General features: G+C 75.1%; 12 protein-coding genes. 1 reads left to right on the forward strand and 11 read right to left on the reverse strand.

The annotated features are described in order from the left end of the window. Positions 1-330 precede the first annotated feature (330 nt). The 11 genes from ACFXOZ_RS37130 to ACFXOZ_RS37180 all read right to left on the reverse strand — a co-directional run bounded on the left by ACFXOZ_RS37130 (position 331) and on the right by ACFXOZ_RS37180 (position 22,384). Positions 331-1,440 (reverse strand): methyltransferase, encoded by a 1,110-nt coding sequence (locus ACFXOZ_RS37130; protein WP_375895624.1) that lies wholly within the window; start codon positions 1,438-1,440, stop codon positions 331-333. A 46-nt stretch (positions 1,441-1,486) separates the two neighbouring features. Next, a complete protein-coding gene (gene fabG / locus ACFXOZ_RS37135; protein ID WP_375895627.1) occupies positions 1,487-2,227 on the reverse strand; it encodes a 3-oxoacyl-ACP reductase FabG in 741 nt (246 codons plus the stop codon). Further along, positions 2,224-3,264, reverse strand: coding sequence for a beta-ketoacyl synthase N-terminal-like domain-containing protein (locus tag ACFXOZ_RS37140; RefSeq protein WP_380594355.1), 1,041 nt, complete (start codon positions 3,262-3,264; stop codon positions 2,224-2,226). Before ACFXOZ_RS37140 ends, fabG begins: the two co-directional genes overlap by 4 nt. Beyond that, on the reverse strand, positions 3,261-4,493 hold the full coding sequence (locus tag ACFXOZ_RS37145; protein WP_380525587.1) for a beta-ketoacyl-[acyl-carrier-protein] synthase family protein: 1,233 nt from the start codon (positions 4,491-4,493) through the stop codon (positions 3,261-3,263). Before ACFXOZ_RS37145 ends, ACFXOZ_RS37140 begins: the two co-directional genes overlap by 4 nt. Further along, on the reverse strand, positions 4,490-4,738 hold the full coding sequence (locus ACFXOZ_RS37150; RefSeq protein WP_375895633.1) for an acyl carrier protein: 249 nt from the start codon (positions 4,736-4,738) through the stop codon (positions 4,490-4,492). Before ACFXOZ_RS37150 ends, ACFXOZ_RS37145 begins: the two co-directional genes overlap by 4 nt. Before the next feature lie 58 nt (positions 4,739-4,796). After that, positions 4,797-5,003 (reverse strand): MbtH family protein, encoded by a 207-nt coding sequence (locus ACFXOZ_RS37155; RefSeq protein WP_380594357.1) that lies wholly within the window; start codon positions 5,001-5,003, stop codon positions 4,797-4,799. 104 nt (positions 5,004-5,107) lie between these two features. Beyond that, positions 5,108-12,409: an amino acid adenylation domain-containing protein gene (locus tag ACFXOZ_RS37160; RefSeq protein WP_380594359.1), complete on the reverse strand. Its 7,302-nt coding sequence runs from the start codon at positions 12,407-12,409 to the stop codon at positions 5,108-5,110. Next, positions 12,406-20,268, reverse strand: a complete 7,863-nt coding sequence (locus tag ACFXOZ_RS37165) for an amino acid adenylation domain-containing protein (RefSeq protein WP_380594361.1) — start codon at positions 20,266-20,268, stop codon at positions 12,406-12,408. Before ACFXOZ_RS37165 ends, ACFXOZ_RS37160 begins: the two co-directional genes overlap by 4 nt. After that, positions 20,265-21,269, reverse strand: a complete 1,005-nt coding sequence (sbnA, locus tag ACFXOZ_RS37170; protein WP_380525585.1) for a 2,3-diaminopropionate biosynthesis protein SbnA — start codon at positions 21,267-21,269, stop codon at positions 20,265-20,267. The genes ACFXOZ_RS37165 and sbnA overlap by 4 nt, the downstream gene beginning before the upstream one ends. Positions 21,270-21,516: 247 nt before the next feature. Beyond that, positions 21,517-21,828 (reverse strand): hypothetical protein, encoded by a 312-nt coding sequence (locus ACFXOZ_RS37175; RefSeq protein ID WP_380594363.1) that lies wholly within the window; start codon positions 21,826-21,828, stop codon positions 21,517-21,519. Positions 21,829-22,081: 253 nt separating this feature from the next. After that, positions 22,082-22,384 (reverse strand): hypothetical protein, encoded by a 303-nt coding sequence (locus ACFXOZ_RS37180; protein WP_375895646.1) that lies wholly within the window; start codon positions 22,382-22,384, stop codon positions 22,082-22,084. 236 nt (positions 22,385-22,620) lie between these two features. Between ACFXOZ_RS37180 and ACFXOZ_RS37185 the strand changes: the two genes are divergently transcribed. Further along, complete coding sequence (locus ACFXOZ_RS37185; protein ID WP_375895648.1) at positions 22,621-23,550, forward strand: LuxR family transcriptional regulator; 930 nt, start codon at positions 22,621-22,623, stop codon at positions 23,548-23,550. Positions 23,551-23,698 lie beyond the last annotated feature (148 nt).

Below are 23,698 nucleotides of genomic sequence, written 5' to 3' on the forward strand. Positions count from 1 at the left end.
GCGGGGGGGGGGGCTGCGGGGGTATGTGGCCCTGTGCGCCTCGGGGGGGGGGGCCCGGGGGGGGGGGGGGTGGGGGGGGGCCGGGGGGGGGGGGGGGGGGGGGGGGGGGGTCGCGGCGGCCGCCGCGGCGAGGGTGGCTCGGTGCTGGAGCAGGAGCACGGTGAGGGCGGCGATCTCCTCGGGGGTGAGGTCCTGGTCGGTGCGGAAGAGGACGGGGCGGAAGAGGTCGGTGCGGAAGAGGGCGGGGCGGTCGGTCACGGGAGCCTCCGGGTGGGGGAACCCCGACGGCCCCGACGCGGGGCGTCGGGGCCGTCGAGGGGGGTCGTCGGATCAGGCGTGCTTGACCAGGAGGAGACGGTGCATGGGGGTGTCGAGCAGGGCGACGCGGCGCAGCCCGGCGTCGGCGAGCCACTGGTCGTAGTCCTGGACGGTGAAGGCGTCGCCGCCGCCGGTGGCGAGCATGGAGGCGGCGAAGAGGCGGAAGAAGCGGTTCTGGGTGTTCCCGTCGGTGCTGTCCTCGTCGACGATGTGGTCGGCGATGGCGATGACGCCGTCCTCGGTGAGGGACTTGGCGGAGCGGAGGAGGAGTTCGCGGGCCGACTCGGGGGTCTGGAGGTGGAAGATGTTGACGAAGAGGGCGACGTCGACGCCGGTGCCCCAGTCGTCGGACCAGAAGTCGGCGATCTCCGGGTTGAAGCGGTCGGCGACACCGAGGCGGTGGGCCTGGGCGTTGGCGATCGGGACGATCCGCTCGGCGTCCAGGGCCCGGGCGTTGAGGCCGCTGAACTCCTGGAGCAGCAGCTGGCTGTAGATGCCGGTGCCGCAGCCGACGTCGAGCAGGGTGCGGCCGGCGCCGTCGGTCCAGCCCTGCTCGCGCAGGGCGTCGGCGAGGGTGGCGGCGATCGGCGGGGCCCAGAAGTTGATGCCGCGGACGAGGGAGGTGTAGTCCTCCTCGGAGATCTGGTTGAGCTGCTGCGAGCCCTCGGAGTTGCGGGCGCCGGAGCGGACGTTGCCGGCCAGGTTGCGCCAGGCGCCCCAGGCGACGTTGCGGTCGTGCCGGATCTTGCCGACCAGGCTGTACAGGCCCTCGGGGGCGAAGACGTCGTGCATCTCCGGTGGCAGGGTGTAGACGGCCTGGCCGTCCGCCGCGCGGCTGCGCTCGACCACGTCGTAGGCGGCCAGGCCGTCCAGCAGGACGCGGGTGGCGCGCAGGTCGGTGCCGAGCCGGCTGGAGAGCTCCCCGGCGGTGGCCGGGGCGGCGATCAGGGCGGTGAAGGCGCCGAGGTCGTGGGCGGCCTCGATGACGCCGGTGGCCCAGATGCCGATGAGGTGCTCGTACATCCGGTGGGCGGCGTTGACGCCGGTGCCGCGGCCGGGGAGCAGCTCGGTGTCGACGAGCGGGGTGTGGTTGTCGAAGGTGCGCACGGCGGGGATGGTCATGGTCGTTTCTCCTAGTCGAGGTGGACGGTGCGTCTGGTGCGTCTGGTCACAGGACGATTCCGCCGTCGATCTGCAGGACCGAACCGGTGAGGTAGGCGGACTGGGGGCCCGCCAGGAAGGCGACCGATTCGGCCACCTCGTCCGCCGTGCCGAAGCGGCCGAGCGGGATGTGCTTGAGGGCGTCGGTGCGTTGGGCGTCGGTGAGCACCGAGGTCATGTCGGTCTCGATCATGCCGGGGGCGACCGCGTTGACCCGGACCCCGTAGCGGCCGACCTCCTTGGCCAGCGCCCGGGTGAGCGCGATGATCCCGGCCTTGGAGGCCGCGTAGTTGCTCTGGCCGGGGTTGCCGTAGACGCCGGAGACGGAGCTGAGGGTGATGATCGAGCCGGCGCGGCGCTTGACCATCGGGAAGGCCACCGCGCGGCAGAGGTTCGCGGTGCCGGTCAGGTTGGTGTCGGTGACGGACCGCCAGTCGTCGTCGGACATCAGGAGGAGCGGCTTGTCGCGGGTGATTCCGGCACTCGCGACGGCGACGGTGATCGGGCCGAGCTCCTCCTCGGTGCGGGTGACCCAGGCGCGGACGGCGGCGGCGTCGGTGACGTCGACCTTCTCGGCCAGGACGGCGACGCCGAGGGCGTCGAGTTCCTTGGCCAGGACGTCGGCGGCCTGCCGGTCGGACTGGTAGCAGAAGCTGATCGGGTGCCCCTCGGCGGCGAGCCGCAGGGCGGCGGCCTTGCCGATGCCGCGGGAGCCGCCGCTGATCAGGACGGTGCCGGGAGTGCTCATCGGTCACCGCCGGTGAGGCGCAGGACGGCGCAGGCGGCCAGGCCCTGGTGGTCGAGCGAGGCGATCACGGCGAGGCGGCCGGCGGCCGCGGGATCCTGCTCGGCCAGGGACAGGACGGTGGTGAGGGAGAAGACGGTCGCGGCGGAACCGGTGTCGCCGAGCAGGTCGGGGACCCGGTCGACGGCCTCGGAGCCGACCAGCTCGGCGAGCCGGTCGCGGGCCGGCTGCCCGGTGACGGCCGCGGCCCAGACCTGGTCGGCGGTCGCGTCGGCCTGGGCGAGGGCGTCGAGGACGGTGGCGGCCAGGGCCGCCTGCGGGTCGTCGTCGACGTCCAACCGGACGTCCAGGGCCAGTAGTTCGGCCAGCACCCGGCGGCCGGGCGGCAGGGTCCGCCCGGTCTCCACCAGCAGGACGGCGCTGCCCTCGCCGCTGGGCCGGTCGTTCTCCCCGGCCAGCCACTCGCGGGTCTCGGACTGCTCCTCCACCGCGCCGACCAGGGCGCGTTCGGCGCGGCCGGCCGCCAGCAGGCGGCGGGCGTAGCCGAGGGCGAGCAGGCCGCCCGCGGCGCCGCCGGCCAGGGTGGTGTTGGGGCCCTTGAGGTCGAAGCGGATGGCGGTGGCCGCGGCCGGGCCGTTCATCAGCACGTTCGGCATCAGCTGGGCGGGCACGTCGTAGGGCTTGTCGCCCTCGAAGGAGGCCCGGCTGAACCCGGCGGCGCTGTGGGCGCTGCCGAGGGTGGTGCCGAGGACGAGGGCGGTGCCGCCGCCGGTGGCGATCGGGCTCTGCGCGGCCTCGGCCTCGCCGAGCAGTTCGCGGACGGCGGTGACGGCCAGGCCGGTGGCCCGGTCGAAGGTGCGGGTGCCGGCCTTGCCGAGCACCTTGCGGGTCTCGAAGTCGGGTACCTGGTAGGCCGGTTCCCCCCGGCCGACCCCGGCCGCGAACGCGTCGCGGCCGAGGCCGAAGGGGGAGACCGCGGACCATGCGGTGATCAGCGGCCGGTCCCGATGGATCGTGGTCGAGCTCGTGCGCTCGCTCATCGGCTGGGCTCCTCCTCGTGGCGCCCCAGGACGACGGAGGCGTTGTTGCCGCCGAAGGCCAGTCCGTTGTTGACCACCACCCGGAGGTCCGCGGGGACGGAGTGGTTGGGCACGCAGTCGATCTGGCACTGGGGGTCGGTGGTGCGGTGGTTGACGGTGGGCGGGACGAAGCCGTGGGCCAGCGCGAGCGCCGAGGCGGCCGCGCCGAGCGCGCTCGCCGCGCCCATCGAGTGGCCGAGCATCGCCTTGAGGGCGACGGTGCGCGGCGGGGTGTCGCCGAAGACCTCGCGGATCGCGCGGGTCTCGGTGATGTCGTTGGTGGGGGTGCCGGTGCCGTGGGCGGAGACCAGGTCCACCTCGGCCGCCTTGACCCCGGCGTCGTTGAGCGCCAGTTCCATGCAGCGGGCGACGCTCGACTGGTCGGGGGCGGTGGGGTGGTGGGCGTCGCAGTTGAGCCCGTAGCCGAGCAGCTCGGCGTAGATCCGGGCGCCGCGGCGCCGGGCCGAGTCGAGGGTCTCCAGGACGAGGACCCCCGCGCCCTCGGCCGTGAGGAGCCCCTCGCGGTCGGCGTCGAACGGACGGCAGTAGTCGGAGGAGACCAGGCCGAGCCGGCTGAACCCGGCGAAGGTGCGGCGGCAGATCGCGTCCGCGCCGCCGACGACGGCGATGTCCGCCTCGCCGGTGCGCACGGCGTCGAAGCCGTCGCCGATCGCGTAGTTCCCGGCCGCGCAGGCGGTGCCGAGGACGGCCGGGACGACCCGCGGGAGCCGCAGCTCCCGGGCGATCGCCAGGGCCAGCTGGTGGGCCGGCAGGCGGCCGGCCACCAGCTGGTCGACCGGGTGCTCCGGCCCGTTGGCGACCGACTCCGCGATCAGCTTGTCCAGCTCGGGCGCCTCGCCGTCGGTGGTGCCGATGGTGATCTGGGCGCGGAGCCCGGCGAGCTCCTGCTCGTCGAGCCCGGCGTCCCGGACGGCCATCCGGGCCGCCGCGACGGCGAACTGGGTGGCGCGGCCGAGCTCCTCGACCGGGAGGCGGTGGATCCACTGCTCCGGCTCGAAGCCGTCGACCTCGTGGCCGGAGGTGCGCAGGAACCCGTCGGTGTCGAAGCTGGTGATCGGACCGGCACCGCAGCGGCCCTCGCGCAGGGCCGAGGTGAAGTCCTCGACCCCGTTGCCGATGCTCGACAGGACGCCGATGCCGGTCACCACCACGCGCTGCGGCGCGGTCATCGGGCGGTCGCCCGGGACAGGACCTCCAGCACGGCGCCCAGGTTGACCATGTTGGGCAGCTCCTCCTGCGGGATGGTGACGTGGAACTCCTTCTCCAGACGGGCGAGCACCTCGATGGCGTTCAGCGAGTCGGCGCCGTAGTGGTCGATGAAGTGGTCGGTGAGGGTCAGTTCGTCCAGCTCCAGGTCGAGGCAGTCGGCGACGATCTCGCGGACCTTGGACTCGTCGATGGCGACGGTGCTCATGGGGTGCTCCTCAGGTGGTGTCGGATCGGTGGTGCTCTGGTCGGGCGGTGTTCGGGGGTCAGGCGGTGGCGTCGATCAGGCTCTGCGGGCGCAGGTCGGTCCAGCTGCGCTCGATGTGGTCCAGCGCCTCCTGCCGGGTGCTCGCGCCCTTGACGGTCCGCCAGCCGGCCGGGACCTCGGCGAAAGCGGGCCAGAGGCTGTGCTGGTTCTCGTGGTTGGCGAGGACGAGGAAGGTGCCTTGCTCGTCGTCGAACGGGTTGCTCATGATTTCTCGGTCCTTTCGGAAATCCCGGAAATCGTCCGGTTCTCGGGCGCAGTGCCCCCGGGATGGAATTTCCGGGGCGGCCACCGGTATTTCGGTGCGGTGTTTCAGGATTCCTTGCGGAGGACGGCGGAGAGGGTTTTTCCGATGGATTCGGCCGGCGCCGGTTCGAGCATCGAGTCGTGGTCGCTGTCGACCGGGTGCCGGAGGATCCGGCCGGTCACGTGGGCCTGCCAGGACTCCTCGTCCGGGTCGCCCGGGGCCCGGCCCCGGGTGGCCGCGAACAGGAGGAGGTCCCCCTGGAAGCGGCCGGGGCGGTGGGCCTCGCCCAGTGCGCTGTGGGTGCGGATCACCCCGAGCAGTCGGACCAGCTCGGTCTCGTCCAGCTCCGCGAGCGCGTTGCCGGCCTCGGCCAGGCGCCGGCGTGCGGTGCCGGGGTCGAGCGGGCCGTCGCCGGGGAGGCCGGCCCGTTCGAGCAGTTCGGCGAGGACGGCCCGGTCGTCCGGCAGCTCCTCGGCCGGCGCGCCGGTCCCGGGGTAGCCGTCCAGGTCGGCGAGCAGTTCGACCTGCTCGCCGCGGGCCTGCAGCTGGACCGCGATCTCGTGGGCGACGAGCCCTCCGAACGACCAGCCGAGAATACGATAGGGCCCCGCCGGCTGGATTTCCAGCATTTCGCCGAGATATTTTCCGGCGATTTCCCGGACGGACTCCGGGGTCTTTTCCGGGGAGCGTACCCCACCGGTCTGGAAAGCGTACACGGGAATGTCCGTGTCAATTTCCGCGGCGAGCGTCAGGAAAGGCCAGCCGAGCCCGACCGCGCCGTGCACGCAGAACAGCGGACGGCTGCCGCCGGTCGGCCGGACGGCCAGGACGGGCGCGAACGGGTCCTCGGGCGCACCGGTGCCGTCGGCCGTGCCGGTCACCAGGGCCAGGCCGGCCACGGTGCGGTGGGCGAAGACGTCGGCGGGGGTGAGCGAGAGCCCGGCCGCGCGGGCGCGGCTGACCAGTTGGATCGATTTCAGGCTGTCGCCGCCCAGCTCGAAGAAGCCGTCCTCGGCCCCGACCCGGTCCAGGCCGAGCACCTCGGCGAAGACCCGGGCGAGGGCGCGTTCGACCGGTCCGTCGGGCGCGCGGCCGTCCGAGCGGGCCACCGCCCGGTCGTCGGCCGCGGGCGCGGGCAGCGCCTTGCGGTCCACCTTGCCGTTCGGGGTGAGCGGCAGGGCGTCCAGCTGGACGTAGGCGGCCGGGAGCATGTACTCCGGCAGCACGGCGGCCAAGTGGGCCCTCAGCGCCGCCGGTTCGGGCCGTTCCGGGCCGGCCGGCACCACGTGGGCGACCAGCCGGCGGACACCGGGCGGGTCCTCCCGGTCGGTCACCGAGGCCCGTTCGATCAGCGGATGGTCCGTCAGCACGGCCTCGATCTCGCCGAGTTCGATCCGGAAGCCGCGGATCTTCACCTGGTGGTCGACCCGGCCGAGGTAGTCGAGCGAGCCGTCCGGCCGCCAGCGGGCGAGGTCCCCGGTGCGGTACATCCGGGAGCCGGGCGGGCCGTACGGGTCGGCGGTGAAGCGTTCGGCGGTCAGGCCGGGGCGGTCCAGGTAGCCGCGGGCGAGGCCGGTGCCGGCCAGGTACAGCTCGCCGACCACCCCCGGTGGTACCGGGCGCAGCGCGGCGTCCAGCAGCCGGGCCTGGTTGCCGGCCAGCGCGCGGCCGATCGGCGGGGTGCCGGTGTGGTCGGGCGGCAGGTCGACGCCGAGCGAGTAGATCGTGGTCTCGGTCGGGCCGTACAGGTTGCTGACCTTCGCCGCGGCGCCGGTCAGCGCGGCGGCCAGGGCCGGGCTGAGGGCCTCGCCGCCGGTGAGCACGTGCACCCGGGCGAGCGATTCGGGCCGGGCGGTGACCAGGGCGTGCCACAGCGTCGGGGTGGCCTGCATGACGTCCGCCCCGGTGGCCAGGGCGAGGTCGGCGAGCAGCTCCGGGTCGCGGACGGTGTCGTGCGGGGCGAGCACCAGCCGGGCGCCGCCGAGCAGCGGGCCGAACAGTTCCAGGTTGGCGATGTCGAACCCGAAGGTGGTGACCGCCAGCAGGGTCCGTCCGGGGGCCAGGGCGACCCGTTCGGTGAGGTCCAGCAGGTGGTTGACCAGGGCGCCGCGCGGCACCACGACGCCCTTGGGGCGGCCGGTGGAGCCCGAGGTGTAGATGACGTACCCGCCGTGCTCGGGCCGTACCGGGCCGGCCAGTTCGGCCGGGCGCAGGTGCTCGGAGGGCTGCTCGTCGACCCGGGCGCGGGTGGCCGGGTCGTCCAGCAGCAGCAGCCGGCCGGCCTCCAGGCCGGGGACGGCGGCGGCCACCGCGGCGGTGCTGAGGGTCAGCACCGGCTGGGCGTCCTTGAGCATCCCGGCGATCCGGTCGGCCGGGTAGGAGGGGTCGATCGGCAGGTAGACGGCGCCGCTCTTGACCGTCGCGAGCGCGGCGACCACCAGGTCGACCGAGCGCGGCAGTGCGATCGCCACCAGCCGGTCCGGCTCCGCGCCCTGGGCGACCAGGGTGCGGGCGAGCCGGTTGGCCCGCCGGTGCAGCTCGGCGAAGTCGAGCTCCAGGCCGGCGAATTCGAGCGCGACCGCGTCCGGGTGGGCGTCCGCGGTGGCCTCCAGCAGGGCGGCCAGCGGCTGGCCGTCGCCGCGGGCGGCGGCGCCGTCGCCGAGGGCGAGCAGCTCCTCCCGCTCGCCGGGCAGCAGCACCGGGGCGGTGCCGATCGGCTTGTCCGGCCGGTCGACCAGCACGCCCAGCAGGTGCACCAGCCGGTCGGCCAGCCGCTGGGCGCCGGCCGCGCCGAACAGGTCGGTGCTGTACTCCAGCCGCCCTTCCAGGCCGCCGGGGCCGTCCGGGCCGCTGAGCTCCGCGAGTTCGAAGCAGAGGTCGAGCCGGGCCACGCCGAGCTCGGCCGCGCCCGCCTCGGCGGTGACGCCGGGCAGCTCCAGCCGGGCGGCGGCGTTGTTGTGCAGGGCCAGCAGGGTCTGGAACAGCGGGTTGCGGCCGTGGGCGCGCTCGGGGCCGAGGGCGTCGACCAGCTTCTCGAACGGCAGGTCCTGGTGGGCGTAGGCGGCCAGGTCGACGGCCTTCACCCGGTCCAGCAGCTCGCGGAAGGTCGGGTCGCCGGACAGGTCGGTGCGCAGCACCAGGGTGTTGACGAACATGCCGACCAGGTCGTCCAGGGCGTCGTCGGTGCGGCCCGCGATCGGGGTGCCGAGCGGGATGTCCTCGCCCGCGCCGAGCTTGCCGTACAGCGTGGCCAGCGCGGCCTGGAGCACCATGAACAGGCTCGCCCCGCTCTGCCGGGCCAGGGCGAGGGCCCGGTGGTGCAGTGCGGCGGGGACGGCGAAGCGGACGGCGGCGCCGCGGTAGCCGGCGGTGACCCGGCGGGCGCTCTCCACCGGCAGCTGGAGCTCCTCCGGCAGCCCGGCCAACTGCTCCTTCCAGTAGGTGGTCTGGCGGGTGAGGAGGGACTCCTCGTCGTCCTCCGCGCCGAGCAGTTCGCGCTGCCAGAGCGCGTAGTCGGCGTACTGCACCGGCAGCGGCGTCCAGGCGGGCGCGCGGCCGGCCAGCCGGGCGGCGTAGGCGGTGGAGAGGTCGCGGGCGAGCGGCCCGTTGGACCAGCCGTCCCCGGCGATGTGGTGGATCACCACGACCAGCAGGTGGTCCTCGGGGCCGGCCGCGAGCAGGGTGGCCCGGATCGGCGGCCGGTGCGCCAGGTCGAAGGTTCCGGTGGCGAACTCCGCTGCTGCCTCGGTGAGTTCGGCCTCGGACCGGTCGCCGAGGGGCAGCTCGCGGACGGGCAGCTCGACGGCGGCCCGCTCGACCGGGAGGACCAGCTGGTACGGCAGGCCGTCGCGGTCCGGGAAGACGGTGCGCAGGCTCTCGTGCCGGCCGACCACGTCGGTCAGCGCGGCGGCCAGCGCGGCGCGGTCCAGCGGGCCGCGCAGCCGCAGCGTCCACGGCAGGTTGTAGGTGGCGGAGGGGCCTTCCAGCCGGTCCAGGAACCAGAGCCGCTGCTGGGCGTACGACAGCGGCAGCCGGTCAGGTCGGGCCCCGGCGGTCAGCGCGGGACGGACGGCGTCCTGGGTGAGCCGGCCGGCCAGGGCGGCCACGGTGGGCGCCTCGAAGACGGTGCGCAGCGCCAGTTCGGCGCCGAGCAGCGTACGCACCCGGCTGACCAGCCGGGTGGCCAGCAGCGAGTGGCCGCCGAGCTGGAAGAAGTCCTCGTCGATGCCGACCGCGGGCCGGTCGAGCACCTCGGCGAAGGCGGCGCAGAGCACCTCCTCCTGCGGGGTGCGCGGGCCGCGGCCGGTCGCGGCGGTGAGGTCGACCTCGGGCAGCGCCTTGCGGTCCACCTTGCCGTTGGGGGTCAGCGGCAGGGCGTCCAGCACCACCAGGGCGGAGGGCACCATGTACTCGGGCAGCAGCGCGGCGGCCGCGGCCCGGCAGCGGGCCGGGTCGACCGGGCCGGTCAGGTAGCCGACCAGCCGGGCGTCGCCGGCCCCGCCGCGGCGGACCACCACCACGGCGTCGCCGACCTGCTCGATCGAGCGCAGCGCGGCCTCGACCTCGCCGGGCTCGATCCGGTGGCCGCGGATCTTGAGCTGGTGGTCGACCCGCTCCAGGAACTCCAGCTGGCCGTCCGGCCGCCGGATCACCCGGTCGCCGGTGCGGTACATCCGGGCGCCCGGCAGCGGGCTGAACGGGTCGGCGACGAACACCGCGGCGGTGCGGCCGGGCTGGTCGAGGTAGCCGCGGCCGACGCCGCGCCCGCCCACGTACAGCTCGCCGGGGACGCCGTCCGGGACCGGGCGCAGGGCGTCGTCCAGGACGTACAGTCCGGTGCCGCGCACGGCGCGGCCGATCGGGGCGCGCACCGAGTCCAGCTCGGCCGGGGAGCCGATCACGGCGTGGGTGACGTCGTCCGAGCACTCGGTCGGCCCGTACGCGTTGACCAGCGGGATCGCCGGGTAGCGGGCGAACCAGCGGTGCGCCAGGTCGGCGGGCAGCGCCTCGCCGGTGACGACCAGCTTGCGCAGCCCGTCCAGGACGGGCGGCTCGGCGCCGTCGTCCCAGCTGTCCAGGGCGGTGCGCAGCAGCGAGGGGACGACCTCCAGCACGGTGACGCCCTCGGGGGCGACCAGGCCGAACAGGGCCTGCGGGTCGGCGGCGAGGTCGCGGCCGGTGACCCGCAGCCGCCCGCCGACGACCAGCGCGGCGAGCATCTGCCAGACCGAGATGTCGAAGGTGACCGGGGCGTTGTGGACCAGCACGGTGTCCCCGTCCAGCTCCAGGTCGGCGACCTTGGCGAGCAGGTGGTTGACCATGCCCGCCCGGTGCACCATGGCGCCCTTGGGGCGGCCGGTGGAGCCCGAGGTGAAGATGACGTACGCCAGGTCGTCGCCGGCCCCGCGCGGGGCGGGCAGCCGCTTGGCGGTCCCGGTGCCGGTGGCGAGGGCCGTGATGTCCAGCACCGGGACGTCCAGGCCGGCCGCGGCCAGCAGTTCGGCGGCCGCGGCGTGCTCGTCGGGGCCGACCAGCAGGGCGCCGATCCGGGCCTCGGCGGCCAGCACGGCGGCGCGCGCGACCGGCGCGGCGACGTCCAGCGGCAGCCAGGCCGCGCCCGCGCCGAGCACGCCGAGGACGGCGGTGACGAAGCCGCAGCCGGGCGGGGCCAGCACCCCGACCGGTCCGGTCGCGGCGCCCGCCCGGGCCAGGGCCCGAGACACGGCGCCGGCCCGGGTGGCCAGTTCGCGGTAGCCGAGCCGCTCGGTGCCGTCGGCGACGGCGACGGCGTCCGGGCGGGTCCGGGCGAACCGCTGCACCCGTGCCACCACGTCCGTCCACGGGTCGGTCTCGGCCGGCTCCGGGGCGGGGACGGCGAGCCGGGCGCGCTCGCCGGGCAGCAGCAGGTCCAGCCGCCCGAGCGGGCGGTCCGGCTCGGCCTGGGCGGTGCGCAGCACGTGCAGCAGCCGCTCGGCGACGAGGGCGGCCTCGGCCGGGGTGAACCGGGCGGTGTCGTAGCCGATCTGGAGGCGCAGCCGCTCGCCGGGCAGGGCCATCAGGCTGAGCGGGTAGTGGTTGGCGTCGCCGGCCCGGAGGCCGGTCAGCCGCAGTCCGGCGACCTCGCCGGCCAGCGCCTGCGGGTCGAGCGGGTAGTTCTCGAAGACCAGCACGCTGTCGAAGAGGTCGCCGACCCCGGCGTTGCGCTGGATGGTGTCGAGGCCGAGGTGCTGGTGCGGGAGCAGCAGCGACTGGCGGTCCTGGAGCGCGGACAGCAGCTCGGTGAAGCTCTGCGCCGGGTCGAGGTCGACCCGGACCGGCAGGGTGTTGATGAACAGGCCGACCATGCCCTCGACGCCGGGCAGCTCCGGCGGGCGGCCGGAGACGGTGCCGCCGAAGACGATGTCGCGCAGCCCGGTGAGGGTGCCCAGCACGGTCGCCCAGGCGCCCTGCACCACGGTGTTGACGGTCAGCCCGCGGGTGCGGGCCCAACCGGTGAGCGCGGCGAACTCCGGCGCGTCCAGCTCGACGGCGTGCTCGCCGGGCATGCCGGGCCGGCCGGGTTCGGCGGCGGCCGTGCCGGACAGCCGGGTGGGCTCGGTGAAGCCCTCCAGCGCGGCCGTCCAGGCCGCCTCGGCCGCCGCCCGGTCCTGCCGGGCCAGGTGGGCCAGGTAGGACTTGTACGGGGCGGGGCGGGGCAGCGAGACGCCGCCGTCGGCGTAGCAGGCGAACAGTTCGCGCACCACGACCGGCATGGACCAGCCGTCGAACAGGATCTGGTGGGAGGTCAGCACCAGCCGGTGCTCGCGCTCGCCCAGCCGCAGCAGGCTGAACCGCAGCAGCGGCGGGCGGGCCAGGTCGAAGGGGCGCAGCCGGTCGGCTTCGGCGAGCTCCTCGGCTGTTGCTCGCCCGCTCGCCTCCGGGCGCTCGGACCCGGTGCCGACACTCCTCGCTCCGGCACTCCCTCCTCCGTCGGTCGCCCGTCGCTCGTCGCTCTCGGCACCGGCGCGCCCTTCCGCTCGGGGCGGGGCCGAGGACGGCAGGCCGCGCAGGTCGACCTCGCGCCAGTCCAGCGCGACCTCGCGCGGTACGACCTGGACCGGGTCGCCGTTCTTGCGGTAGCGGAACGCGGCCCGCAGGTTGGGGTGCCGCTCCAGCAGGGCGGTGACCGCCCCGCGCAGCCGGGCCGGGTCCAGGTCGCCGGCCAGGTCCAGCACCAACTGCACGGTGTAGACGTCGAGTTCCTCGCGGTGGTACTGCGCGTGGAACATCAGTCCTTCCTGCAGCGGTGCCACCGGCAGGATGTCGCTCAGATTGGAGCTCCGTCCGGGGCGTCGCCCGGTGCGGGGCTCGGCCGAGGCCGTGGTCACAGCTCGTCCCCCCAGTCGTCCATCTCGTCCTCGAATTCGTCGATCTCGTCCTGGCTGAGTGCCACCAGGTCGAGGTCGGACGGCGTCCAGCCGCCCGCGCCGGGTTCCCGGGTGTGTCGCACCAGGGCCCGCAGGGCGGTGAACCAGCCGTCGGCCACGGCCTCGGCGTCGGCCTGCGCCAGGGCCCGGCCGGCCCAGGTCCAGCGGGCGTTCAGCCGCGGTCCGTCCGCGCCGTCCTCGGTCACCGCGTTGACGTCCAGGACGTGCGGCAGCGGCATCCCCGGGTCGGACCCGGCGGCCAGTGCGGCGGACCGCTCGGTCAGCGACCAGTCCTCGTCGGTGGGCGCGGGCAGCCGGCCCAGGTAGTTGAAGCCGAGCTGCGGCCGGGCGGCGCCGGACAGCTCCGCGGTGCCCGCTCCGTCCGGGCCGTGCTCGGCCAGGTACCGCAGCAGGCCCCAGCCGAGCCCGTGTCCGGGCACCATCCGCAGGTGCTCCTTGACCAGCTTGAGGCTGTGTCCGGCGGCCGGACCGCCGGCCAGCGCCTCCGCCAGGTCCACCGGGCCCGGGTCGAGCCGCAGCGGGTAGGCGGTGGTGAACCAGCCGACCGTGCGGGACAGGTCCACGCCGGGGGCGAACTCCTCGCGCCCGTGGCCTTCCAGCTCCACCGGGACGGCGCCCTCGGGCCGTCCGGTGCGCCGCCGCCAGTCGGCGACGGCCAGTGCCAGGGCGGTCAGCAGCACGTCGTTCACCTCGGCGTGGAACGCCCCGGTGACCTCGGTGAGCAGCGCCGCCGTGGTGTCGGTGTCCAGGACGCGGTGCAGCGTCCGGGCGGTGGCGACGGTGTCCACCGCCGGGTCGGCGGCCCGGTGGCCGAGCGGGGCCTGCCCGCCGGCCGACTCGGCGCGCCACCAGTCGAGTTGGGCGCGCAGCTCGGGCGTGCCCGCGGTCCGCTCCAGCAGCGCGGACCAGTGCCGCAGCGAGGTGCCGACCGGCTGCAGCCGGACCGGCTCGCCGGCCCGTACGGCCGCGTGGGCGCGGGCCAGGTCGGGCAGCAGCACCCGCCAGGACACCCCGTCGACCACCAGGTGGTGCAGGGTGAGCAGCAGCTCGCCGCCGGCCGGGTGCCAGAGCGCCCGGACCATCCCGCCCTCGTACGGTGCCAGCCGCTCGCGGTTGGCGACCGCCTCGGCGGGCCAGTCGGCGGCCGGGCCGTCCAGGACGGACAGCAGCGTGCCCGCGTCGACCGTGCCGGGCTCGCCGATCAGCAGCGACCAGTCCGGCAGCAGCCGCATCCGCAGCCCGTCGTGGTGGTCCAGCAGGGCCTGGAGGGCCGCGGTGAGCGACTCCCGGGTGGCGTCGGCCGGGGTGCGGACCAGCACGGCCTGGTGGAAGCCGTCCACCGGCCCGCCGAGTTCGCGCAGCCAGTGCCCGATCGGCAGCTGGCCCAGCGGGCCGACGCCGTCCTCGGTGCCGACCGTGGCGACCGCCTCCGGGCCCTCGCCGTCGCGGGCCACCACGGCCAGCGCCGCCGGGGTCCGGTGGGTGAAGACGTCCTGCGCGGTGACCACCAGCCCGGCCGCGCGGGCCCGGCTGACCAGCTGGATGGAGACGATGCTGTCGCCGCCCAGGTCGAAGAACCCGTCGTCGGCGCCGACCTCGGGCAGTCCGAGCACCTCGGCGAAGACCGCGCAGAACGCGGCCTCCCGGGCGCCGGCCGGGGCCCGGCCGGTGGAGGCGGAGGCGTAGTCGGGCGCGGGCAGTGCCCGGCGGTCCAGCTTGCCGTTGCCGGTCAGCGGCAGGGTCTCCAGCGGGACGAACGCGGAGGGCACCAGGTAGTCGGGCAGTTCCGCGGCGAGCGCGGCCCGCAGCTCGCCGACCGGCAGGCCGGCCGGGGTCACGTAGGCGACCAGCCGCTTGTCGCCGGGGCGGTCCTCGCGGACGATCGCGGCGGCCTGCTCGACGCCGGGCCGCGCGAGCAGCGCGGTCTCGATCTCGCCGAGCTCGATCCGGAAGCCGCGCAGCTTGACCTGCTCGTCGACCCGGCCGACGTAGTCCAGCTGGCCGTCGGCCGTCCAGCGGACCAGGTCCCCGGTGCGGTACATCCGGTCGTTCGGGTCGCCGTACGCGCCGGCGTACGGGTCGGCGGTGAAGCGCTGGGCGGTGAGCTCGGGCCGGTGCAGGTAGCCCAGGGCCACCCCGGCGCCGGCCACGTACAGCTCGCCGATCACGCCCGGCGGGACCGGCCGCAGGGCCTCGTCCAGCACGTACACCCGGGCGCCGGCCAGCGGTCGGCCGATCGGCGGCTTGACCGCGCCGGCCAGCGGCTCGCTGACGGTGGCGCAGACCGTGGTCTCGGTCGGGCCGTACGCGTTGAGCATCCGCCGGCCCGCGGACCAGCGCTCGACCAGCTCGGGCGGGCAGGCCTCGCCGGCCGTGATCAGGGTCAGCCCCTCGGGCATCGGCAGCCGGGCGGGCCAGGCGGCGAGCACCGTCGGCGGCAGGCAGACCACCTCGATGCCGGCCGCCCTGACCAGCTCGGCGAGCGGCTCGCCGGGCGCCCGGTCGGCCTCCGCGGCCAGCACCAGGACGGCGCCGTTCAGCAGCGCGGTGAGCAGCTCCCAGGCCGCGGCGTCGAAGCTGAACGAGGCGAACTGGAGCAGCCGGGTGCCCTCGCCGACGCCGAAGCGGTCGTGCTCGGCGGCCAGCGCGGCCACCGCCCGGTGCGGCACCAGCACGCCCTTGGGGCGGCCGGTGGAGCCCGAGGTGTAGATCACGTACGCCGGGTGGTCCGGCCCCAGCGGGGTGGTCCGTTCGGCGTCCGTCGGGTCGTGCGCGGGGGCGGCGGCGATCGCGGCGGCGGTCGCCGGGTCGTCCAGCAGCAGCAGCGGTGCGTCCTGCCGCTCCGGCAGCCGTCCGGCCACCGAGCCGTGGCCGATGACGGCCAGCGGGGCGGAGTCGGTCAGCAGGTAGGCGATCCGCTCGCGCGGGTACGCCGGGTCGACCGGCAGGTAGGCCGCGCCCGTCTTGAGGACCGCGAGCACCGCGACGACCGCGTCGACCGTGCGCGGCAGCGCCAGGGCGACGATCCGTCCGGGGCCCGCGCCCAGGGCGATCAGGTGGTGGGCGAGCCGGTTGGCGCGCTCGTTGAGCTCCCCGTAGCCGACCTCGGCGCGCACGGCGCCGTCCTCGAACCAGCGCAGCGCGGGCCGGGCGGGCGCGCGGTGCGCCCGCTCCTGGAACAGCGCCGGGAGCTGGACCGCGCCGACGGTGGTCGGGGCGGCGGCCCCGCTCCAGGAGCCGAGCAGCCGCTCGCGCTCCTCGGGCAGCAGGGCGTCCACGCCGCTCAGCGGCCGGTCGGGCGCGCCGGCCAGCAGGCCGAGCAGGTGGGTCAGGCGGTCCGCCAGGCCCCGGGCCGTCCGCTCGGTGAACAGGTCGGTGCTGTACTCCAGGGTGCCGGTGAGGCCGTCCGGCTCGCCGGCGGCGCCGTGCCGCTCGACCAGCTCGAAGGCCAGGTCGAACTTGGCGGTGCCGTTGCCGACCGGGCTGACCTCGGCGGTGATCCCGGGCAGCTCGGGGCGGGCCCCGGCGTTGTTCTGGAAGGCGAGCATCACCTGGAAGAGCGGCTGGCGGGCCAGCGAGCGCCCGGCGCCGAGCCGGTCGACCAGCTTCTCGAAGGGCACGTCCTGGTGGGCCAGGGCGGCCAGCACGGTCTCCCGGGCCCGGCCGACCAGCTCCCGGAAGGTCGGGTCGCCGGACAGGTCGGTGCGCAGCACCAGGGTGTTGACGAAGAAGCCGACCAGGTCGTCCAGGGCGTCGTCGGTGCGTCCGGCGACCGGGGTGCCGAGCGGGATGTCGGTGCCGGCGCCGAGCTTGCCGAGCAGGACGGCCAGGGCCGCCTGCACCACCATGAACGGGCTGGCGCCGGTGGACCGGGCCAGCTCGGCCAGGGCGCGGTGCGCCCCGGCGTCCAGCCGCAGCGGCACGGTGGCGCCCCGGTAGCTGGGTACGGCCGGCCGCGGGAAGTCCGCCGGCAGCGCCAGCTCCTCCGGGAGCTCGGCCAACTGGTTTGCCCAGTAGTCGAGCTGACGGTTCATCAGGCTCGCCGGGTCGTCCTGCTCGCCGAGCAGGCGGCGCTGCCAGAGGGTGTAGTCCGCGTACTGGACGGGCAGTTCGGCCCAGGCCGGGGTACGCCCGGCCAGCCGGGCGCGGTAGGCGGTCTGCAGGCCCTCGACCAGCGGGCGCACCGACCAGCCGTCGGCCGCGATGTGGTGCTGCACCAGCAGCAGCACGTGCTCCTGGACGCCGGTCTCGAACAGCACCGCGCGCAGCGGCGGTTCGACGGCCAGGTCGAAGGGCGCGCCGGCCCGGGCGGCCAGTTCGGCGTCCAGCTCCTCGGCCGGGCGGCCGGTGAACGGCACCACGGGCAGCTCGGGGCAGGCCTCGCCGACCGGCAGCACCAGCTGGTGCGGGCGTCCGTCCTCGGCGGGGAAGACGGTGCGCAGGCTCTCGTGCCGGGCGACCACGTCGGCCAGGGCCTCGGCGAGCGCCGCCCGCTCCAGCGGGCCGGTCAGCCGGACCGCGTGGGACAGGTGGTAGGTGGCGCCGGCCGCGTCCAACTGGCTGAGGAACCAGAGCCGTTGCTGCCCGGGGGAGAGCGGGATCCGCTCCGGCCGGGGGCCGGCGGTGAGCTCCTCCCGGGCCGGCGCGGCGCCGTCCAGGGCCAGGGCCAGGGCGGCCGGGGTGGGCGCCTCGAACAGGGTGCGGATCGGCAGTTCGACGCCGAGCCGGGCACGCAGCCCGGTGACCACCCGGCCGGCCAGCAGCGAGTGCCCGCCGAGCGCGAAGAAGTCCTCGTCGGCGCCGACCCCGTCCAGCTCCAGCACCTCGGCGAACAGCGCGCACAGCAGCGCCTCGCGCTCGGTGGCCGGGGCCCGCCGCTCGCCGCGCAGCGCCCCGAAGTCCGGGACGGGCAGGGCCTTGCGGTCCACCTTGCCGTTGGGGGTCAGCGGCAGCGCCGCCAGCGGCACCAGCGCCGCCGGGACCATGTAGTCGGGCAGCACCCGGGCGAGTTCGGTGCGGACGGCGGCCGGGTCGGCGCCGCCGGTCAGGTGGGCGACCAGCCGGGTGCCGCCGGAGGGGTCGCGGGCGACGGTGACCACCGCGTCGGCGACGCCGGGGACGGCGCGCAGCGCGGCCTCGACCTCGCCGGGCTCGATCCGGTGGCCGCGGATCTTGACCTGGTGGTCGACCCGCTCCAGGAACTCCAGCTGGCCGTCGCCGCGGTGCACCACCCGGTCGCCGGTGCGGTACATCCGGGAGCCGGGCGCGGCCGCGTACGGGTCGGCGACGAAGGCCCCGGCGGTGCGCCGGGGGTCGTTCAGGTAGCCGCGGCCGACGCCGCGCCCGCCCACGTACAGTTCGCCGGGCTGGCCGGCCGGGACGGGCTGGAGCGAGTCGCCGAGCACGTAGAGCCGGGTGTCGCGGACCGGGCGGCCGATCGGGGCGCGCACCGAGTCCAGCTCCGCGGGGGAGCCGATCAGGGCGTGGGTGACGTCGTCCGAGCACTCGGTCGGCCCGAAGGCGTTGACCAGCGGGATGCCGGGACGCAGCGCGAACCAGCGGCGGGCCAGGTCGGCGGGCATCGCCTCGCCGGTGACCACCAGCCGGCGCAGCGCGGACAGCGCGGGCAGCGGGGCGCCGGCCTCCCAGGAGTCCAGGGCGGCGCGCAGCAGGGAGGGGACGACCTCCAGGACGGTGACGCCCTCGGCGTCGGCGAGCGCGAACAGGGCGCCGGGGTCGGCGGCGAGCTCGCGGGAGACCACCCGCAGCCGGCTGCCGGCGACCAGCGGGCTGAGCATCTGCCAGACCGAGATGTCGAAGGTGACCGGGGCGTTGTGCACCACGGTGTCGGCCTCGGACAGCTCCAGGTCGGCGTGCTTGGCGAGCAGGTGGTTGACCATGCCGTCGCGGTGCACCATGGCGCCCTTGGGGCGGCCGGTGGAGCCCGAGGTGTAGATGACGTAGGCCAGTTCGGCGGGGCCGCCGGCGGGTGCCAGCAGGTCCGCGTCCCGGGCGTCGTCGAGGGCGAGGACGGCGGGGCGCTGCGGCAGGGCGCCGAGCAGGGTGTCGGCGTACGGCCGCTGGTCCTCGCCGTGCAGCAGGACGGTGGCGCCCGCGGCCTCGACCAGCGCCGCGCCGCGGGCGGCCGGGGCCTGGACGTCCAGCGGGAGCCAGGCCGCGCCGGCGCCGAGCACGCCGAGGACGGCGGTGACGAAGCCGGTGCCGGGGGCGGCGGCGATCGCCACCAGCCGGTCCGGTCCGGCCCCGGCGGCGAGCAGCCGGCGGGAGAGGGCGCTGGCCCGGGCGACCAGCTCGGCGTAGTCGAGCCGGCCGGCGTCGTCCTGGACGGCGACGGCGCCGGGACGGGCCTGGGCGAGGGCGCGGATCCGGGGCAGCACGTCGGTGAACACCTCGGGCTGCTGCCGGTAGCTGTTCCACTCGACCAGGACGCGCTCGCGCTCGGCGGCGGGCAGCGCGGTGATCCGGCCGACCGGCAGCGCGGTGGAGACGGTGGCGAACGCCTCCAGGTACCCGAGCAGGGCGTCCCGGAAGAGGTCGAGGCGCTCCTGGGGGTAGCGGTCGGCGTCACCGTCGACGCGCAGCTCGCAGCCGTCCTCGCCGCTGTCCAGGAACAGGATCTGGAGGTCCGGGACGGGGCCGGTGGACAGGTTGCGGACCAGGGCGCGGCAGTCGCCGAGGGCGAACTCGCCACCGGTCTGCAGCACGTTGACGGTGGGGCCGAAGGTGCGGCCGGCGTCGCCGGTGAGTCCGAGCTCGCGGCGGATCGCGTCGTGCCGGTGGCGCTGGTGGCGCAGCGTGCCGCGCAGAGCCGTGGCGACCTGGGTGAGCAGGCCGTCGCGGCCGAGCGCGGGGTGGGCGGTGAGCGGCAGCGGCAGGAAGTTGGCGCGCATGCCGGGGACGGACTGGGCGAGCGGGGTGGTGCGGGCGGCGACCGGGAGGGTGAGCACGACCCGGTCGGTGCCGCAGAGTTGGGCGAGGCAGCCGGCGGTGGCGCCGATCAGCAGGGTCTGCCAGGTGACCCGCTCGGCCCAGGCGGTGTCCTGCAGCCTGGTGACGGTGGCGGCGGGGATCAGGCCGGTGCTGCGCAGGGTGTCGCGGGCGGGCGAGCCGAGGTGGCCGGAGAGCACGGTGGGTTCGATGCCGTCGGCCAGCCGCTCGGTCCAGTAGGCGCGGTCGCGCTGGTGGGCGGGGGAGGCGAGGTAGTCGCGCTCCTCGGCGAGCAGTTCGGCGAGGGTCGGGTCGAGGGCGGGTTCGGCGTCGGGCAGGTCGTACTCGGCGGCGAGGCGGCGGTAGACCAGGGCGCGGCTGAACCCGTCGACCAGGATGTGGTTGGCCCGGACGTACAGCCAGGCCAGTTCGGGGCCGATCAGGACGAGGGTGGCGGCGAAGGCGTCGGGGCCGAGGGTGGACGGACGGTGTCCCTCGGACTCCAGAAACGTTTCGGCAGCCGCGAGCGGGTCGGCCTCGCCGGTCAGGTCGAGCACCGGGAGGGGACGCTCCCGGGGCGGTTCGACGATCTGCACCGGCAGGCCGTCGCGCTCGGCGAAGCGCACCCGCAGGCACTCGGTGCGGTTCAGCACGCGCTGCCAGGCGGCCCGCAGCCGCTCGTGGTCCAGCGGGCCGGTCAGCTCCAGGAGGTCCGCCATGGTGAACACCGGGTTGCCCGGGTCGAGCTGCTGGGCGAACCACATCTCGCGCTGGGCGTCGGACAGCGGCAGTTCTCCGGGCCGCCCCGGTTCAGGAAAATCGGAAAATGGCGCGGCATGACGCATCGTCATCTTACCCCCGTGGCAATGGCGTTGGGCGGCGTGAGGCGGTCGACGGCGTCAAGCGCGTCGGCCCCGTAGATGTCGCGCACCCAGGCGCTCTGGTAAATGGTGTCGAGGTATCGGTCGCCCAGGTCCGGCGAGACGGCGACGGCGACCACGTCCTGGCCGAGGCGGTGCTCCGCCAGCCAGGCGGCCGCTCCGCTGACCACCGTCCCGGTGGAGCCGCCGAACAGGAAGCCGCCGCGGGCCAGTCGGTGGCAGGTGCGGACGGTGTCCAGTTCGGGCACGTGCACCACGTCGTCGACGAAGCTCTCGTCCAGCAGGGCCGGCCGGACGCCGGCGCCCAGGCCGGGGAGCATCCGCGGGCCGGGCTCGCCGCCGAAGGTGACCGAGCCGACGCTGTCCACCGCGACGATCCGGGTGTCCGGCCGGTGCTCCTTGAAGTAGCGGGCGCAGCCCATCAGCGTGCCGGTGGTCCCGGCGCCGATGAACAGCAGGTCCAGGTCCGGGAACTGGCGGTGGATCGAGGGCGCGGTGGTGCGGTAGTGGGCGCGCCAGTTGTCCGGGTTGGCGTGCTGGTTGAGCCAGACGTACCGCGGCGAGGAGGCGCACAGCTCGCGGACGAAGTCCAGTCGGGCACCGAGGAAGCCGGTCTCCGGCGACGGCTCGGTGATCATGTGGACTTTGCCGCCGAGTGTTTCGATGAGCTGACGGGTGGACAGGTTCGTCCGTGGGTCGACGACGCAGATGAACTGGTAGCCCCGGACGGAGGCGATCATGCTCAGCGCCATCCCCAGGTTCCCCGAGGAGGACTCCACCAGGACGGAGTCCCGGTTCAGCCGGCCGTCCCGTTCGGCCGCGTCGACCATGCTGAGGGCCGCCTTGAGCTTGACGGAGCCGGCGAAGTTGAAGCCCTCGCACTTGAGGTACAGCGGGTAGTCGAACATCGCCCGGAGGTCGACGAAGAGTTCGTCCTCGTTGAACTCCTGCGGCGTTCTGATGATGGGCATCGCCCGTTCCCCTTCGGTGTCAGGAGAGTGACGGGACGTCAGTCCCAGATGATGTCGTCGCCGTGCGCGGAGCCGGTGCCCGGGCCGGCCGGGCCGGTGGCGGTGCGGGCGGTGGTGGCGGTGGTGCTGGTCATGGTGAACCCCCGGTGGCGATGGAGCCGCGGGCCGTGGAATCGGCGGCGGCGGGAACGGCGTGGGCGGATGGGTGTGCTGCTGGGCCCGGTCCCCGTGCCGGACCGCCGGGAGGTCAGTCCCAGATGATGTCGTCGCCGTGCGCGGAGCCGGTGCCCTTGGCGACCGGGGCGTGGGCGACCGGGGAGTCCCAGATGATGTCGTCGCCGTGCACGGAGGCGGAGGCGGTGGTCACGTGGACCGGGGCGGCCTTGGCGGCCGGGCCGTCCCAGATGATGTCGTCGCCGTGCACGGAGCCGGCGCCCTTGGCGACCGGGGCGGCCACCGAGGTGGCGGCGCCGGCGACCGGCGCGGTGAGGGCGGCGCCGGCGACCAGCAGGCCGAGGACGGCGGCGGTGCGGGCGGCGACAATGGTGATGCTGCTCATGGTGAACCCCCGGTGGCAATGGAGCCGCGGGCCGTTAAATCGGCGGCGGCGAGACAGACGAAACGGATGAGTGCTGTGCCTGGTTCAATTCCCGCGGTGAATGACCGCGCGGGACCGGCTCTCGAATCCTGCGGGAGGGGGTTCCGGCCCCCTTCGGCATGACCAAGTCTGTCTCGCACACACGTTCCGTGCCACAGTTCTCCATGTCAGGGTCCTGCCCTGGCAGCACCCTGCAGAGCGCCCGCCCCGCGGGTCACTCCTCCAACAACGGCAGCCGGTCGTCGCTGAATTCGGTCGCCAGCCGCCATCCGCGCAGTTCAGGCGCGTCCCGCAGGCAACGGCGGGTGATCCGGTGAGCGGCGGAATCCGACTCTCCGGATTTCGGAGGGCCGAGAAAGAAGACCAGATCGGCACCGAGGGGGTCGATCTCGACGTAAACGTGCTCCAGTCCGTCGGCCGGCTCGGCGGCGTTCCGGAGCAGTTCGACGAGTTTGTCGGGCGTGACCTGTTCCGGTTCGACGATACCCCGAACCAGACGTCCGACAGTGATATACATGTCAAATCCTCTCGTGGGTGGACCCGCTCGAAGTCCGCAGGAAAGGGCCTGGGCCCGAACGGTGGGTGGTTGTGGGCAGGGTGTCGTAGCATGCCCCCGAGATCCGGCAATGACGTGGCGTCATCAGGTTCGCAATATCGGGGGGGCAGGCGGTGCTGTCAGTGTTAGGACTGGATCCCGACGCCGAGGCCGTGTACCGGACGGTGCTGGCCAGGCCTGAACTCGGAATCCCAGGAGTGGCACAGGACCTCGACTGGCCCGAACAGCGGGTCCGGGACGCCCTGGACGGACTGGCCCGGCTCACCCTGATCAGGCACTCCGAGCTGGAGCCCGGACACCTCCTCCTGGTCAACCCCGAGGTCAGCCTGGCCATGCTGATCGGCCGCCAGGAGGTCGAACTCGCCGAGCGGCAGCGCCAGATAGCGCACAGCCGGCTGGAGGCGGCCAAGCTGGTCGCCCAGTACGCCGAGAGCCGCAAGGGCGAACGGGGCCTGGGCGTCGAGCAGTTGGAGGGCGTCGACCAGATCCGGCTCCGACTGGAGGAGCTCTCGCACTCCTGCGCCAGCGAGATCATGGGCTTCGCGACCGGCGGCGGACAGTCGCCGGCCGCCCGAAGAGCCGGCCAGGTCGCCGACCAGGAGGTCTTCGACCGGGGCGTGCAGATGCGCAGCATCTACCTGGAGAGCGCCGCCAACGACGGCGGCACCATCGCCCACCTGGAGTGGCTCACCGAGCGGGGCGCCCGGGTGCGGATAGCGCCGTCGCTGCCGATGCGCCTGGTGATCTTCGACCGGAAGGTCGCGGTCGTCCCGACCGATCCGGACGACACCAGCGTGGGGGCCCTGGTGCTGTCCGGTCCGGGACTGGTCTCCGCGCTCTGCGCGCTGTTCGAGTACGTCTGGGAGAACGCCGCCCCGTACGGGAAGGCCCCGGCCAAGGGGGCCGAGGGCCTCAACCCGCAGGCGATGGCCGTGCTCAGCCTGCTCGCCCAGGGCCACACCGACGAGGTGGTGGCCCGCAAGCTCGGCGTCTCGGTGCGCACCTCGCGCCGGATCACCGCGGAACTGATGGCCTGGCTCGGCGGCCGCAGCCGCTTCCAGGCCGGGGTGATCGCCGGCGAGCGCGGCCTGCTCCAGGGCGGCGCGCCGCCGCGCGAGGGCGACTGAGGGCAGCTGCCCGGCGGCGCGCGGACGCGGCCGGGGGGGGGGGGGGGGGTGGCCGCGGGCCGGCAGCGCGCCCGGCAGCCGCCGGGGGGCTGGCGCGCGCACCGCCCGACCGGCGGCAACGCCACCACGACGCAGGACAAACCAGCAA

It is taken from the genome of Kitasatospora sp. NPDC059160 (assembly GCF_042755465.1).
Taxonomy (GTDB): Bacteria; Actinomycetota; Actinomycetes; order Streptomycetales; family Streptomycetaceae; genus Kitasatospora.

What these genes read in the sequence shown, in the direction of transcription:
- fabG (WP_375895627.1), bottom strand. Translation starts at nt 2,227, where the DNA reads ATGAGCACTCCCGGCACCGTCCTGATCAGCGGCGGCTCCCGCGGCATC.
- sbnA (WP_380525585.1), bottom strand. Translation starts at nt 21,269, where the DNA reads ATGCCCATCATCAGAACGCCGCAGGAGTTCAACGAGGACGAACTCTTC.
- ACFXOZ_RS37140 (WP_380594355.1), bottom strand. Translation starts at nt 3,264, where the DNA reads ATGAGCGAGCGCACGAGCTCGACCACGATCCATCGGGACCGGCCGCTG.
- ACFXOZ_RS37130 (WP_375895624.1), bottom strand. Translation starts at nt 1,440, where the DNA reads ATGACCATCCCCGCCGTGCGCACCTTCGACAACCACACCCCGCTCGTC.
- ACFXOZ_RS37180 (WP_375895646.1), bottom strand. Translation starts at nt 22,384, where the DNA reads ATGTATATCACTGTCGGACGTCTGGTTCGGGGTATCGTCGAACCGGAA.
- ACFXOZ_RS37165 (WP_380594361.1), bottom strand. Translation starts at nt 20,268, where the DNA reads ATGACGATGCGTCATGCCGCGCCATTTTCCGATTTTCCTGAACCGGGG.
- ACFXOZ_RS37155 (WP_380594357.1), bottom strand. Translation starts at nt 5,003, where the DNA reads ATGAGCAACCCGTTCGACGACGAGCAAGGCACCTTCCTCGTCCTCGCC.
- ACFXOZ_RS37145 (WP_380525587.1), bottom strand. Translation starts at nt 4,493, where the DNA reads ATGACCGCGCCGCAGCGCGTGGTGGTGACCGGCATCGGCGTCCTGTCG.
- ACFXOZ_RS37150 (WP_375895633.1), bottom strand. Translation starts at nt 4,738, where the DNA reads ATGAGCACCGTCGCCATCGACGAGTCCAAGGTCCGCGAGATCGTCGCC.
- ACFXOZ_RS37175 (WP_380594363.1), bottom strand. Translation starts at nt 21,828, where the DNA reads ATGAGCAGCATCACCATTGTCGCCGCCCGCACCGCCGCCGTCCTCGGC.